This is a genomic window from Vibrio sp. 10N.261.55.F4, assembly GCF_041470465.1.
Classification (GTDB): domain Bacteria; phylum Pseudomonadota; class Gammaproteobacteria; order Enterobacterales; family Vibrionaceae; genus Vibrio; species Vibrio crassostreae_C.
On the sequence record NZ_JBFRMM010000024.1, the window covers coordinates 115,887 to 130,395 of the forward strand.

10 protein-coding genes are annotated in these 14,509 nt (G+C 45.3%); 1 reads left to right on the forward strand and 9 read right to left on the reverse strand.

Annotation, left to right across the window (positions count from 1 at the left end; genetic code table 11):
• Positions 1–2 precede the first annotated feature (2 nt).
• The 9 genes from AB4249_RS13370 to AB4249_RS13410 form a co-directional block, all read right to left on the reverse strand.
• Positions 3–1,724, reverse strand: a complete 1,722-nt coding sequence (locus tag AB4249_RS13370; RefSeq protein ID WP_372103556.1) for a glycoside hydrolase family 9 protein — start codon at positions 1,722–1,724, stop codon at positions 3–5.
• A gap of 98 nt (positions 1,725–1,822) precedes the next feature.
• Positions 1,823–2,818, reverse strand: a complete 996-nt coding sequence (locus AB4249_RS13375) for an ABC transporter ATP-binding protein (protein ID WP_017063264.1) — start codon at positions 2,816–2,818, stop codon at positions 1,823–1,825.
• A gap of 74 nt (positions 2,819–2,892) precedes the next feature.
• A complete protein-coding gene (locus tag AB4249_RS13380) occupies positions 2,893–3,876 on the reverse strand; it encodes an ABC transporter ATP-binding protein (protein ID WP_017063265.1) in 984 nt (327 codons plus the stop codon).
• Between the two features lie 2 nt (positions 3,877–3,878).
• On the reverse strand, positions 3,879–4,904 hold the full coding sequence (locus AB4249_RS13385) for an ABC transporter permease (RefSeq protein ID WP_017056648.1): 1,026 nt from the start codon (positions 4,902–4,904) through the stop codon (positions 3,879–3,881).
• A gap of 2 nt (positions 4,905–4,906) precedes the next feature.
• Positions 4,907–5,893, reverse strand: a complete 987-nt coding sequence (locus tag AB4249_RS13390) for an ABC transporter permease (protein WP_017059409.1) — start codon at positions 5,891–5,893, stop codon at positions 4,907–4,909.
• Between the two features lie 169 nt (positions 5,894–6,062).
• A complete protein-coding gene (locus AB4249_RS13395; protein ID WP_017056650.1) occupies positions 6,063–7,745 on the reverse strand; it encodes an ABC transporter substrate-binding protein in 1,683 nt (560 codons plus the stop codon).
• Positions 7,746–8,456: 711 nt separating this feature from the next.
• Positions 8,457–11,846 carry a response regulator gene (locus AB4249_RS13400; RefSeq protein WP_017063266.1) on the reverse strand — a complete coding sequence of 1,130 codons (3,390 nt, stop codon included), beginning with the start codon at positions 11,844–11,846 and terminating at the stop codon, positions 8,457–8,459.
• Positions 11,847–12,062: 216 nt separating this feature from the next.
• A complete protein-coding gene (gene rsmC, locus AB4249_RS13405) occupies positions 12,063–13,085 on the reverse strand; it encodes a 16S rRNA (guanine(1207)-N(2))-methyltransferase RsmC (protein WP_017066801.1) in 1,023 nt (340 codons plus the stop codon).
• A 110-nt stretch (positions 13,086–13,195) separates the two neighbouring features.
• Entirely contained in the window at positions 13,196–14,281 is a 1,086-nt protein-coding gene (locus tag AB4249_RS13410; RefSeq protein ID WP_372103558.1) for an AI-2E family transporter, read from the reverse strand.
• A gap of 76 nt (positions 14,282–14,357) precedes the next feature.
• Between AB4249_RS13410 and AB4249_RS13415 the strand changes: the two genes are divergently transcribed.
• A complete protein-coding gene (locus tag AB4249_RS13415) occupies positions 14,358–14,483 on the forward strand; it encodes a hypothetical protein (protein WP_004734537.1) in 126 nt (41 codons plus the stop codon).
• Positions 14,484–14,509 lie beyond the last annotated feature (26 nt).

Sequence of the window (14,509 nt, forward strand, 5' to 3'; positions counted from 1 at the left end):
GATTATTGCTCCTTACGCTGAGCTAAGAAGTTGAACTGTGCAGCGGTTGCTAATAAGAACCACGCACCATGAGGGATCCATTGCTCACCCCAGCGCCAGTTTTGAAGCATGTCATCTTTTTGTGCTGGTGGATTGAACGCAATGTCTTGTTCATCTTCAAAACCAGCTGTGATGCCATTACAGATACCGCCTTTCGCATTGAAGAACCCAAGCTTAGGTAGGTAGTCTGGGTTGTTATGGCCATGACCATCGAGCATGCACATGTGGTATGGGTTGAGGCCCAAGATCCAATCAAGGCTATTTTGTGAAAGCTGGATTAAGCGCTCTTGAAGTTCGCTATCTTTAATGTGCGGTTGAACTAGGTAAGCCATGGTTGCGAGTGAGCCAAGGCGTGCGTTCTCGCCTTGCCACCAGTAACCGGTTTCGTTCTGTTGAGCGACGAAGAAGGCATCACGTTTATCACCATCGACAGATTTAACGTATTGTCTTGGATAGCCAAATGGGTTGGTGACTTTGTCGGTGATGTTGATTTCGAACTGACAAGCTTGTTCAACAACTGTGCGCGCCTGTTCTTTTAATTCAGCATCGGTTTCATTGTCGATGTATTCACATAGTGCAATCACAGGAAGACCGGCTTCAGCTGCGTGAAAGTATGGACGAGAGCCATCAGAGTTTGCCGACCAGAAGTGCTCAAATGAATCATCGGATTGCTGACGAGAGATTAAACGAGTCGCCCAAGTTCTTGCTTCTGATAGGTATTGCTGGTCTTGTGTTACGCGATACAGCTCATTGGCTGCGAGTAGGGCGCAATACTCATCGATGATGTTCTCTTCACCATCGTTTAGATACTGGAGGTTGTACTCTTTTAGATGCCAGTAACCCTTAACCGCCATTTCAAGGTATGCGTGGCTCGAGTAGCTGCCAGAGATTTCAAGCTCAGAAGCTGCGGCTAATGCTGCGATAGCAACACCTGCACCTTGTCGGTAGCCCGCTTGTAAGTCCGTTGATTTATGACCTTCTTGAGTCGCATAAGCGCAGATATCGCGTTGGTTGATATCTTTGCTCCATTTGTCGAATACCGTCATATAGAAGTATCCGTCAGCGTCTTGCATACGCACTAAGAAGTCGGCACCGAACAGAGCCTCTTCCGTTAGACGAGTCATGGAGAATTTCGGGAAGTCTGGGTTATGGCTAGTCAAGCGTACGCTTTTTAGCATGTTCCAAACGACCATCGGAATTTGTTGTGGGTTTAGGTAGTTACCATAAGACAGGTGGCTAAAATATTTACTGACATCACCTGATGCGTCATACCATCCACCGTGGACATCGACGTATCGGTCGGTACCTAGAATTTGTGCTTGTCGATCTTTTTTGTCGAAAATCCCGCCACAGCGTTGTGACTTAAAGTAATGAAGCACATCAGAAAACGTGTGGTTCATTAATAGGTTGCTACCAATCTCAAATACTTCTGAACGCAGGTTGTCAAAACGTAGGTAGTAGCGACCAGATTCAGTGACTGAACTGAAATCAATAGTGAAGAATTGCCCTTGATGCCAATTTGCTACGCGGCCTTGTTTAACCACATCAAAATTTCCGACAGTCATATGGTTGTCAGCACAGACGAGTAGAGCCGTAGTGCTTGATAGGCGAGCTTTCTTAGTTTGTAGGATAGCTTGCTTCGGGCCTGTGGACTCATAGCCAATATGGTTGGTCAATAACAGCATCAATATTCTCCGACAGTCCTAGTTTCTATTGGCTAGGTACTTGAATGTTTTGGATATAAATAGTTAGGGTCCGAAGACCCTAACTTGGGTTTTATTGCTTAGCTTTCGTGTAGGTAACAGCGCACAAAGTGGTTATCAGCGAGCTGCGTAACCCCTGGTAGCTGCTCTTTGCACTTATCCATTGCGTGAGTACATCGGCCTGCAAATGGGCAGCCTGCTGATACTGGTGTCCACAGAGGAATCTCACCTTTGTTGCCTGCAAGTTGCTCGTGGATCGACTTCTTAGGATCTGGAACGGCCGAAACAAGCAATTGGGTGTATGGGTGCTGAGGGTTAGCAATCACGTCATCGGTATCGCCCCATTCCACCATGTGTCCCACGTACATCACCGAAAGGTCTTCAGCGATGTAACGAGCGGTTGCGATATCGTGAGTGATGTAAAGCAGAGACATTTGCTTCTCGAACTTCATCTCTTCCATCAGGTTCAAAACACCGGCACGAATCGATACATCAAGCATTGAAGTTGGCTCATCGGCTAGTACAACTTCGGCACCTACCGCGATGTTGCGGGCTAGGTTGACACGTTGACGTTGGCCGCCAGACAGTTGGTGAGGGTACTTCTTCGCCGTCTCTTTTGGTGGGATCAGGCCCACTTGCTCTAAAAGATCGTAAACACGTTCTTCTAGTTCTCTCTTATTGCCCGGGGTTACCTTCTTGTGGATCAACAGTGGTCGAGCAATGTGGTGGAAGATATTGTGTGTTGGGTTCAATGAACCAAACGGGTCTTGCCATACCATCTGCACGCCTTCACGGTAGTGCATAAGATCTTTTCTGCTTGAGATCTCTTGGATATCACGACCTTTGTATTCGATCGTGCCGCCTGAAGGTGCGTACATTTTTGCGATCATTTTTGCGGTTGTTGATTTGCCTGAACCAGACTCACCAACCACTGCTAGGCCACGGCTTTTGTACATCTTGAATGACACGTCGTTAATCGCACGCATCATTGGGGTTTGAATGGTGGTACTGCTTATTGGGAAGTCTTTTACGACATTCTTGCCTTCTACCAATAATTGACCGAAATCTTTGCTCATAATTGTCTCCAGAATCCTTATTCGCTTTGCTTGTTTTTAGGCGGTCGAGCCGCCTTGTTCGTTATTCACGCAAGCTATAGCTTCCTTTGTACTATTGGGTCACCGTACAGGTGGCAGTTAGACAAATGTCCCGGGTCGATAGAACGCAGCTTGGTTGGCACCTTGGTACACTTTTCATGTACACGGTCACAACGAGCTTGGAAACGACACCCTTCAGGGATCTCTAACAGGTTCAGAGGGTTACCCGGAATACCTGCTAACTTTGTCTTTGGCCCTGTCAGTGGAGGGAAAGAACTTCCCAGCCCTTTGGTGTAAGGGTGGTAAGGGTTTTCTAGAATATCTTGAGAGTTAGCCACTTCGATTAGCTCACCTGAGTACATGATGCCGATGCGGTCAGAGAACTCGACCATCAATGACAAGTCATGGGTGATGAACAGAATTGAGAAGCCAAATTCTTCTTTTAGTGCATAGATCTTTTGTAGGATTTCGCGTTGCACAACCACATCAAGTGCGGTTGTCGGCTCATCCATAATGATCAGCTTTGGATTCAGTGCTAACGCGATAGCAATAACCAAGCGCTGACGCATGCCGCCAGAGAATTGGTGAGGATAGTCACTCAATCGGCTCGGGTGAATATCGACGATTTCAAGTAGACCTTCAGCACGCTGCTTAGCTTGCTCGCGAGTCATGTTGGTGTGACGCATGATTACGTCACAGAACTGCTCTTCCATCGGTAGTACTGGGTTGAGTGCGTTCATCGCGCTCTGGAATACCATCGACATCTCACTCCAACGGAACGACTGCATACGGTCATCACTGTATTCAAGGATGTTCTCACCGTTGAAGATAACCTCACCACCACTGATGTAAGCGGGCGGCTTATGAAGACGCATAAGAGAGAAAGCGACCGTTGATTTACCACAGCCAGATTCACCAGCTAGGCCGAAGACTTCACCTGGAGCGATGTCGAAACTTACGTTGTTACACGCACGAACATCGCCAGACTCTGTGATGTAATCCACGCATAAGTTGCGGATAGAAATTAGTGGTTCAGACATGATTATTTATCTCCGCTCCAAAGTGCATTTTGTGGTGGTAGTTCTGGTTCACGTTCTTCTTTGTCTTGAGCTGCTAGTTTCTTCCAACGCTTCATGCCTTTGTGAGAACGCAGTTGCGGGTTAGCAATTTCATCGACCGCGAAGTTAAGTAGAGCAAGGCCAGTTACAAGTAGTGTCAGTGCGATACAAGGAGCCAGCAGTTCCCACCAAGCGCCAATCAGCATTGATGAAGAGGTTTGAACGTTGTAAAGCATGATGCCCCAGCTGATTGTGTTCGGGTCACCAAGACCTAGGAACGAGATGGTTGCTTCCATCATGATTGCGTACATCACCGAACCGATGAAGCTTGCGCCAACGATAGAGATAAGGTTTGGCAGAATCTCTACGAAGATGATGCGGAATGAAGATTCACCCAAAACTTCAGCGGCTTTTACAAACTCTTTTTCACGCAGTGCTAAGGTTTGGGAGCGAACAACACGGGCACCCCAAGCCCAAGACATAAAGCCGATAACCAAGGTTATGGTGAGTGGCCCTGCCTCACCGATAAAGGCTGCTACTACGAACAGTAATGGGTATTGAGGGATTACCAACATGATGTTCATTGCGGCTGTTAGAACGTCATCGACACGGCCACCGAAGTAACCTGCAGAAACACCAATAACAGTTGCGAGTAAACATACGGTTAGACCCGCACCAAAACCTACAGCAAGAGATACGCGTGCGCCGTATACCACTTGAGACCAAACGTCACGACCCATACGAGTTGTACCTAGTACGTGGTCTGCCTTTTTAGACATGATCAATGTACGACGGTCGTCTGCTAGATTTTGAGCAACCCAGCCATCAGGGTTAGTTTGTGCAGACTTCACCACGAAACCAGGATATTCGTGTGGGTTACCTGTACGCTTGTCTGGTACATGTTTGGTGATTAATGGAGCTGCAATCGCGCCAAGAATAAAAATACTTAGGATGATGACGCCTGTTAGGGCCATCGGGTTACGCCAAATGAGTTTTAGAAAGTCTTTCATGATTATTTACCACCCTTACGAAGACGAGGGTCAAGAACAACGTAAAGCATGTCTGCAACTAGGTTAAAGAACAGCATGAATAGCGTCATGATAAGCAGCTGACCTTGCAGTACTTGGTAGTCACGAGCGTTAATTGCGTTGAAAAGTACGCTGCCAAGACCCGGGTAGTTAAAGATGATTTCGATAATTAACTGACCACCGATTGCCATACCTAGCGACATTGAAAGGGCTGTCACACTAGGTAGCATCGCGTTACGAGCTGCGTAGTTGAATACCACTCGGTTTTCGCTCAGGCCTTTGCCTTTCGCCATGGTGATGTAGTCTTCGGCTAGTAGGTTGATCATGTTGTTACGCATGTTTACTAGGAAGCCACCAATTTGAACAACAGAAGCACAGAACAGTGGTAAGAAGGCGTGGTAAGCGACATCTTTAATGAATGCCCAGCTTGTCCAATCAGGTATAGTACCAGCGGTGTAGGCATACCCTGTTGGGAACCACTTCAAGCCAATTGCAAAGGTAAATAGTGCAATCATCGCGATAACAACTTGAGGAACGGCTTGTAGAATCAGCATCCCTGGCGTTACGAAGGCATCGTACTTACTGCCGCGTTTCCACGCTGCGAAAATACCTAGGATTGAACCAATCGAGAAAGAAAGAATAACTGCGGTGCCGGCTAAGAAAAGCGACCAACCGAATGCTCCACCCAACAGTGTGTTTACAGAAAGTGGGTAGAATTGAATTGATGTACCAAGTTCCCAGCTAAGAATGTTCTTCATGTACGCCACGTATTGAACTAAGTAGCCACCATCAACGAAGCCTAATAGTTCTTTCATTGCAGCAATACGCTCTGGAGTAACTTGTACAGAAGCGTTCGCAAACATCATGGTAACTGGGTCACCAGGCATTGCTCTTGGAATAATAAAGTTTAACGTCGCAGCAACTAATAGCGCGACAAAATAAAATGACAAACGTCTTAAAAAATAACCCATAACTCACACCTTACTCACCCAGATTGTTTCCCTGTTTCTGGATTCAGGTCGCTCCTAGCGAAATTTGGAACGAAAAATCCCCTGACGACTAGCGCCATACTTTCAATTGAGAGTGTGGGGATTTTTATAAGCGGCGTAAGAGGTTACGCCGCAAGGATTGAACGATTACTTATTTAACTGGTTTTAGGTCCAGTACATGAAGTAGACGCTCTGGAATACCAGCCCAAATGTTTGGACGGCCTTTTGGATTTTCTTCGTTCCACCAACCAGTGAAGCGAGTTGTGTTGTATTGGTACATGTAAGCACCAGACATCACAGGGATTGTCACTTGGTCTGCAGCGATGATTTGCTGGATACCGTGTGCAATGTCTAGCTGCTCGTTCTTATCAGCTGTTTTGTAGAAGCTGTTTAGAAGACCATCTAGCTTGTCGTTTTTGTAGAAGTGCATTGCGAAACGAGGCATACCATCACCAGATTGTAGTGATGAGTTGTAAGCACTGTTCCAGTACGTGTATGGATCCGCACCGTGGAAGTAGTTTGTGTATGCTACGTCGTATGTACCTTCAAGCATTGCTTGGTTGTAAACAGAGAAGTCAGGTGTACGAGCTTTTGCTTTAATACCGATTTCGTTTAGCTGTTCTACCGCTAGTTGAACTGTGTTGTTGAAGTCAGTCCAGCCGTTTGGCGATTGAATCATTAGTTCGAAAGACTTGCCTGATGGAGTGTCAACAAAACCATCTTTGTTTACATCTTTGAAGCCAGCGTCAGCAAGAAGCTTCTTCGCGCCTTCAGCGTTGTAAGTGTTGAAGCCTTTATACTTGTCATGAGTTTTTTCATCAGACCAAGCTTCAAACGCGTAGCCAAGACCCGATGCGAAATCGTTTACAGTACCGCCACCGTAGAATGCGATGTCGATGATAGTTTGACGGTCAAGAGCCATAGAGAAAGCACGACGGAAGTCAACGTTGCTCAATGCTTCATGCTTCGCAGCATCAGGGTGCTTGAAGTTAACGATGAATGCCTGTGTACCTGCTGGCGGGTACCAGTAGTGGTGTTTAGGGCTAGCTGCTGCGTATGTACGATCGATATCTGGAACGAAAGAAGACGTCCAGTCCATTTCACTGTTTACAACTTTACCTAGGAATTGGTCGTTGTTCGCAATTTGTGGAACACGTAGACAGTCAACATCTAGGTTGTCTGCATCCCAGTAGTTCGGGTTTGCACACTGGATGTATAGCTGCGCTGTAAACGTATCGATTTCTGTAAATGGACCAGAACCTACCGGGTTCTCATTGGTAAACGTTGATGGATCTTTAACGTCTTTCCAGATGTGCTTAGGTACTACAGGTACTTTAGCAATCTCGTAAGGTACGTTTGAGTTTGCTTCTGTTAGTGTGAACTTAACTTGGTTGTCGTTCAGTTTTTCTACAGAAGTTACCCAAGAGTTGATACCAGATTGGTCAAGCTCTGGCTTCTCTTTTACAAGGTTGAAAGAAAAAACAACATCATCAGCAGAGAAAGTTTCTCCGTCTGACCATTTAACACCCTTACGAATGTCGAAAACAACGCTCATCAGATCATCTGACATCTTGAAGTTTTCAGCTAGACGGAACACTGGAGTGTTACCGTGCATTTCGTTAAATACTACTAGCGGCTCATACATGAAGTCAGTTGTAGTATGTAGGTTAGTAGCACCAAGGTACGGGTTAAAGTTACGTACGAATGTAGTGTACTCTTTCGGGTGAACGGTCAGTTCACTGCGTTCTGCAGCGGTTGCTACTGATGCAAAACCTGTTGTAGCAGTTGCAATAATTGCTGTTGCTATTGCTGTTTTTTTTATATTGGCAAGCATAGCTGTTCCTTACTATTTGCTTTCATTTCACTAATGGATTGAATGTTATCTGTCGCTAAATTGTTTAGTAGATACACACTCTGGTTAAAGGCCTACCTCTTCTTCGTTGCTCCAGATTCATCGTTGATTCTGAGAAGTGGTAAGAGTGGCCTGTAGGCCTTTGGCAGGAGTAAGAAAACACCTTATCGATGAATTAATCAAACTCGTTTCCCGTCAAAAATGTTAAAAACACACAACCCCACGTCATTAACGTCAAAATAGGTTGCTTTGGTGGTTTTTCGTACGCAATTGTTAAAGTGATGTGACTCGCATTTGGTTTTGAGGTTCTTGCAGGTTGTAAGTGGCCACTAACTTTAAAGGCTTTTTATTATAATGCCTTACCCTACGTTGGTATAATTGTAGATCTCGGTCACTTGCCAGTTTTACGTTAAATTTCCCTAGAAAATTAAATCTGCCGTTCTGTTGTGACTCGCTTCTCAAACTGCAACAAAGAGTCAGATAACGGTCAGATATGATTGAGAATAGAACGAAAAGTACTGACGGTTACCAGCACGCACTGTGAGTAATTAGCGTGAATTTCCCCTTGTTTAAAGGCGTAAAAAAAGTGCGTTGCAAGCGTTGGGATTCTACTTTTTGTGATTATTAGGCGTACAAAAAAGCCCACGCTAGGTGGGCTCCATTATTCAAAGTATCGTGATGTTGGTTCAGGGATTAACTGGTCAGTAGTTTCTGAAGTTTATCTCTTAGCATCTCAATATGGGTTCTTTCTGGCGTCTGTTCTTTACAGTGTTCCAGTATGAATTCGATTGAGCTCAGTACCGTTCGCCAGCGAGGGGTTTTCGGTAGGGTTTCTACGCGTAGGTATTTGTCTAGCGTTCGAGTTTGCAGCGTACTGCGGTCTAAGTAGACGCGCCACAAGCCACTCTTCTCGGCGAAAGCGAACTTGGTTTCACCAGTCACCGATTCCCAGTAGATGATGGCATTAGTCATCGCATCGACCAGTACCTCGCGCATTAACTCTTGCTTGTTTTTACCTTCACCGGTTGCCTTGTCAGCAAGACGAGTAAATTCTCCGCCAAGCTCCTTCAACTGTTGCAACTTATCTTTGTCGCCTTCAAAGGCATAACTAGAGAGAGCTTCAACCGCCGTTTCAAGGTTATTGATTCGGTTTGAGTTAACACCACCACCTACATTGAAGATATACATGGTGTCGAGCCCTGAGCCTTCAGGCAGCTTAAGGATGTCACTTGGTATGCGCTGACGTGTATCGTCTATATAGATATCAATATCACCGCAGTAGTGGGCTTGTTCTACCTTAAGGTATTTAGGCGCAATGATCTCGTCGGCCATTGAGCGTTTAAGTTGTTCTTGTCCGCGTCTGAATAGCTTCGCCGCAGCTTCGTTAGCAAAGCGAATACGTTGGTCGTCACGAATACAGATGATGGCTTCAGGTGCCGATTCTAGTTGCTCTAATAAGCGGCCTTGAGTTTCTAACAAGTTAGCCTCAACCATCGCTCTATGTTTGAGCTCGAGTTGCAGTTGGTCGTTTTCAAGGCGTCTTTGTTCAGCTTTGCTTGCTGATAGATGTGCTGTAATTCGAGCCGCTAGTTCTTGTTTGTTGAACGGTTTAGACAAGTAGTCATTGGCGCCAGCTTCGAAACCTCGAACACGGTCTTCTGCTTGGTTGAGTGCCGTTAGCATGATGATTGGCAACTGAGCATGATCGTATTGCTTACGCAGTGCTTCACAAACCTGATAGCCGCTCATTCCTGGCATCATGATGTCGAGTAGAAGCAGCTCTGGCTTCTCTTTCTCAATCAGTTCAATGGTTTCAGGGCCATCACATGCAGTACGTACTCGATAACCTTCTAACTTCAAGAAGCTGTCTAATACTCGCAGGTTAACCGGCTCATCATCGGCGATAACCAATAACGGGCCATCTGGGTTTTCACTGATAACACTATTTTCTTGTTGGCTGTTATCAATTAAATCAGGCGCTTGGAAGTGCGAGTAGTGACCTGATTCGTTGTAACTGTCTAACTCATCTTGAGTAGCTAGGGGCAGGGTAAAGCTAAACGTAGTGCCGAGCATTGGTTGGCTACTAACGTACAGTGAACCGCCCATTAGCTCGATCAACTGACGACTGATCGATAATCCAAGCCCTGCACCTTGGCGGTAGTTACTCGCATCTTGGCCTGCTTGAATCAATGGCTCAAAGATGTGCTCAAGGTACTCGGCCGGTATACCTTGGCCAGTATCGACAACTTGTACACGAATGTTGTCATCGATAACGCTGGCAGAGATAACAATTTTACCTTCTGAGGTGTACTTGATGGCATTGCCGACCAAGTTATACATCACTTGCTCAAGTCGTTGAGGATCCGATGAAACCAGACCTAAATCACTTGGGACTTGGTTAATAATACGGATTGGCTTATTGCCCAATAGGTGATGAGACAACTCTAGGACCAAGCTGGTGGCTGCCGACAAATCAACGGCTGATTTCTTAATATCTAAGCTGCCATAGCGCATCTTGTGATAATCAAGCAGATCATCAACCAAGGTCGCCAATCTCTGACCGCTATTGATGATGATATCCAACTGATATTTCTGATTAGCAGGAATAGGGCCGTTAGCTCCAGATATCAACGCTTCAGCGATACCCACCATGCCATGCAGTGGTGTTCTCAATTCATGTGAAGTAGTCGCTAAGAACTCATCTTTGAGTTTATTTGCCAGTTGTAACTCTTCGTTTTGCTTTTGAATGGTCTTAAGGTTGTCCTCAAGCTCATCGTTTTGGCTTTTGATGAGCTGCATTTTTTCACGAATAGATCGCTGCATTCTTTCGAAGCTCACCGCGAGTCGGCCTATCTCATCTTTGCGCTCGGTATTGATCATGGTTTCATCGAGATCACCCGCCGATACTTTTTCGGCAGCCCACGTCAGTTTAAGCAGTGGGGATGTGATGAAGTTAGACAGATAGTGCGATGCAACGACTACCAGAATGATCGCCGTTAGCATCACGATCACGAAGATCTTTTCTAACTGATGAATACGGGCAAACGCCTCTTTCTCTGGCAGCTCTACGACAAGAGCCCATGTTGCGTATTTCAGTTCAATTGGCGTATATGCCGCGATGATCGCTTGATCTAGGGTGTTGTCGAAGGTGCCAACCGCTGTTTCGCCAGCCAATGCTTTATCGACAACATCAAGGCTCAAGTTGATAGATTCTTGTGAATGAGCAAGGCTACGCGGCAGGTGATCATCACCTACAAGCAGCGTTTGAATATTCGAACTCTTGTTGAGATCCGCAATCAACTTAGTAATGCCGTTGATTGGTAGCCTAAACATCGCGTAACTGTGTAGGTAGCCTTGTTGAACGATAGGTGCGCCTAGCCATGCGGTCTGTTTGCCATTCTCGTCTTTAAAGTCAGAAACGATAACCGGCGTGTAATCTTCGTTAGATTTGCGTCGGTCGGTTACGTCTTTGGCTAGTCGTTGAAAGGTAATACCTAGGTTGGAGTCCTTGTATTTTCCTGTCAGCAGATTGGTGCCGTAATCGTCATTTTTAAAGACGGAATAAGCGACGTTACCGTTGATATCAACTAAGAGAATATCGTCAAAATCAGAGCGTTTAAGCAGTTCTAGGTAAGCATTATGGTAGCGCTTGTGGAGCAGGCGATAACGCTCGCTGCCAATAAAGCTGCTGGATTCAGGGAGGATCGACGTTTTGATTTGATCGCCAGAGCCTTGAATATAGCGCTGCTGTGCATTACTGCGTGCCTCGTCAATATCTAACCCCAATCGTTGAAATGCATTGATCAAACCATAAAATCGCCCGCCACTGGCATTGGCCAATTCTGAGCGAACAAAGCCCATCACTTGGGATTCTTGAGCTTGTAGGTAATCGACAATTTGCTGCTGCTTAGTATCACGAACCGAAACAAGGTGTGAGGTGCTTTGTTCCTGGAGATCCTGACTGTGCGATTGGAGGAAAAATATCGCGATAAGTGTCACAGGGGTAATACTGAGGACAAGAAATGCCAGCATTAGGGTATTTTGAAGGCGCTTAAACTTCTGCTTACGATAGAATCTAAACATAAATTGGGTACTACTTTCCTTTGATGTACTGCTAAAAGGGGCGAAAACAAGTACAGAGAATAGAATTAACGGGTTCCAATTTAACGAAATTAACGAGTTTTTTTACTTTGACAAGTAAGTGGTATTTAAAGCGTGTGCAAAAGCTCATTTTTATAGAGTTTTGACAAAAATATGAACAGACAGCGCAGATCATGACCCTGCGCTGTGCTAGAGAGGTTATTTGTTTGCGTGATAGATCGCGAATTTAGTGGTCTTATTTAGAGTCGCGCATTTTCCAAACGCTTGTTCAATAATTGGAATGTATTTTAAGAAACTATTCGCAACAATAATCATCTCACCAGAACGCTTCAAATGCTTAGGAGCCTGAGAAAGTAAGGTCTCAGTCGCGCTGTAGCTAGTGTCTAAACCTGAATGGAATGGTGGGTTACTGATGATGAACTGATAGTCTTCTGCAGTATCAGAATAGACATCGGATGCGAAGACTTTACCCGTTAAACCATTCGCTTCTAGCGTTGCTTGGCTTGATGCCACGGCAAATGCACTGATGTCGCACATTTCTAGCTCGATATCTGGGTTACGAGATGCCATCACCGCGCCCAATACGCCTGCACCACAGCCAAAATCCAGTACCTTGCCTTTTAGTTTTGGCAGAGTATCTAACAGAAGTTGGCTACCGACATCGAATTGACCGTGACTGAAGACGCCAGGAAGGCTTTTTACCGTAAGTGATTGCTCACCAATGTTAACCGTGTAGGTCTTAAACCAGTCTTGCAGGTTGAACGCTTGTGGTTGCTCGAAGCATTGACCCCAGTAGAAAGAGCAACGACGCGCTGAATCGTATTTAACAACTTTGCCGTAAGGAGCAAACATCTTCTCGATGCTTTTCACGCCTGAACGGTTTTCACCAACCACGACGATCTCGGTATCTTTGCCTAGCTTGGCAAATAGCATCGCCAACAAAAATTCCGCTTCCGCTTTGGCTTTTGGCCAGTACAACATCACTAAGTCGGCTTTAGTCTCTTCGGTAAACTCCGCACCATAAAAACGTTGGATGGTGTTGTAGCCTTCTAATTGACGGTAGTAGCTGTAATTAGAAGTAAACACAGAGACAGATTCACAATGCTTCGCTAACTCAACAGGGAACAAGTCTTCTGCCTCACCGGCAACTAAAACATGTTTGCCTTCAAAGTAGGCGAGTTGGCGTTGAGCAATCTGGCTTGGTGCAATATAAGCTGACATAGGACACTCTGTTGAATCGTTAGCAAAAAATGAGGGCGGATTTTCGCATAATCCGCCCAAAGCTTGAAGTGTTTAATACGGGTTCGCCAATCAAGTTGACGTCAAGTTCGTTAACTCTTGTCTTGCTGGTTTAAAAAGTCCTTAAACTCTTCATCGTAGATGTTGAATAGGACAATGGTAATCGCAAAAATCAATGGTCCGTAGATAAGACCAATTAGGCCAAACAGTTGAATACCACCCAATAGTGAGAAGAAGATCATCAGGGTATTCATGCCTGCACTGCCTTGCATTAGCAGCGGACGCAGAAGGTTATCAATTGAACCAACAATCGCTACACAGTAAACCGTTAGGAAAATCGCCCACGTGGTATCACCAGTTAGGAACAAGTAGGTTGCTGCTGGAATCCAGATTAATGCGGTACCCACAACTGGGATGAAAGAGGCAAAGCCCATCATAGTACCCCAAAATAGACCTGGGAAACCGGCAATCCACATACCTAAACCGCCGGCAAAACCTTGCGCTATTGCGGTTAAGAATGAGCCCATTACTGCTGATTTAGATACTTGTTCTATCTCTGTTAGAAGTTTGTCTTCTTGGCTACGAGACAGCGGCAGAATATGACGAACCGCACTGATGATTTTGTCATGATCTCTTAATAAGAAGAACAAAACGAACAGCATCAAGAAGAAATCCATCAAGAAATTGGTTGCGTCACCTAAGATTTTGGCACTGATACCAACTAGCTTAGAACCAAAGCTGGTCGCAAACTCACCGACTTTTTGTGCGATGGCTTGGGGCTCAATGTTGTCGAAAGGCAGGTAGTTATTCACAAATGACAGCGCTTTGACCACTAACGGATGAGCAAACAGAGTCTGAATGCCACCGTGGGTCACCCATTGGTAAGTATTCTGAGAGAACAGAGAACCTTGCTGAACAATTGCTGCGAATACTGCCAATAAAGGGATAACAATAATGAAGGTCAGTATGATACAAGACAGCAGAGAGACGATGTTTTCTTTATTCGGGAGCTTTTTTTCAAGCCACTCATGGATTGGGAACATCAATAGTGAAATGATAAAGGCCATCACGATAGAGTTAACGTATGGCTCGATAAGCAAGTAACAAGCATAAGCCGCCGCGAGTAGGGCAATGATGATCACCCAGTGGCTGGAATTGATTTTGAGTTTTTCTGACACGGTAATGGTCTCTATATTTGCGTTCTGAGTTTATAATGGCTGCAAAACAGAGAGTTAGCAATGAGGAGTTTTGATAATGGGATGCTGTAATAAAGATAAGAAATGCCAAGACGAAGAACAGCAAACAAAAAAAGAGATCCCTTGGTTCAGAATGTTCCTTGGTACCTTGATGTTGTTGGTTTTCCTTTTCTGGGAACGTTAATGCTTTTGGTTCAGCTTTAGCCTTAG

Coding starts and splice junctions, on each gene's coding strand:
- AB4249_RS13370 (WP_372103556.1), bottom strand. CDS start 1,724: ATGCTGTTATTGACCAACCATATTGGCTATGAGTCCACAGGCCCGAAG.
- AB4249_RS13375 (WP_017063264.1), bottom strand. CDS start 2,818: ATGAGCAAAGATTTCGGTCAATTATTGGTAGAAGGCAAGAATGTCGTA.
- AB4249_RS13380 (WP_017063265.1), bottom strand. CDS start 3,876: ATGTCTGAACCACTAATTTCTATCCGCAACTTATGCGTGGATTACATC.
- AB4249_RS13385 (WP_017056648.1), bottom strand. CDS start 4,904: ATGAAAGACTTTCTAAAACTCATTTGGCGTAACCCGATGGCCCTAACA.
- AB4249_RS13390 (WP_017059409.1), bottom strand. CDS start 5,893: ATGGGTTATTTTTTAAGACGTTTGTCATTTTATTTTGTCGCGCTATTA.
- AB4249_RS13395 (WP_017056650.1), bottom strand. CDS start 7,745: ATGCTTGCCAATATAAAAAAAACAGCAATAGCAACAGCAATTATTGCA.
- AB4249_RS13400 (WP_017063266.1), bottom strand. CDS start 11,846: ATGTTTAGATTCTATCGTAAGCAGAAGTTTAAGCGCCTTCAAAATACC.
- rsmC (WP_017066801.1), bottom strand. CDS start 13,085: ATGTCAGCTTATATTGCACCAAGCCAGATTGCTCAACGCCAACTCGCC.
- AB4249_RS13415 (WP_004734537.1), top strand. CDS start 14,358: ATGGGATGCTGTAATAAAGATAAGAAATGCCAAGACGAAGAACAGCAA.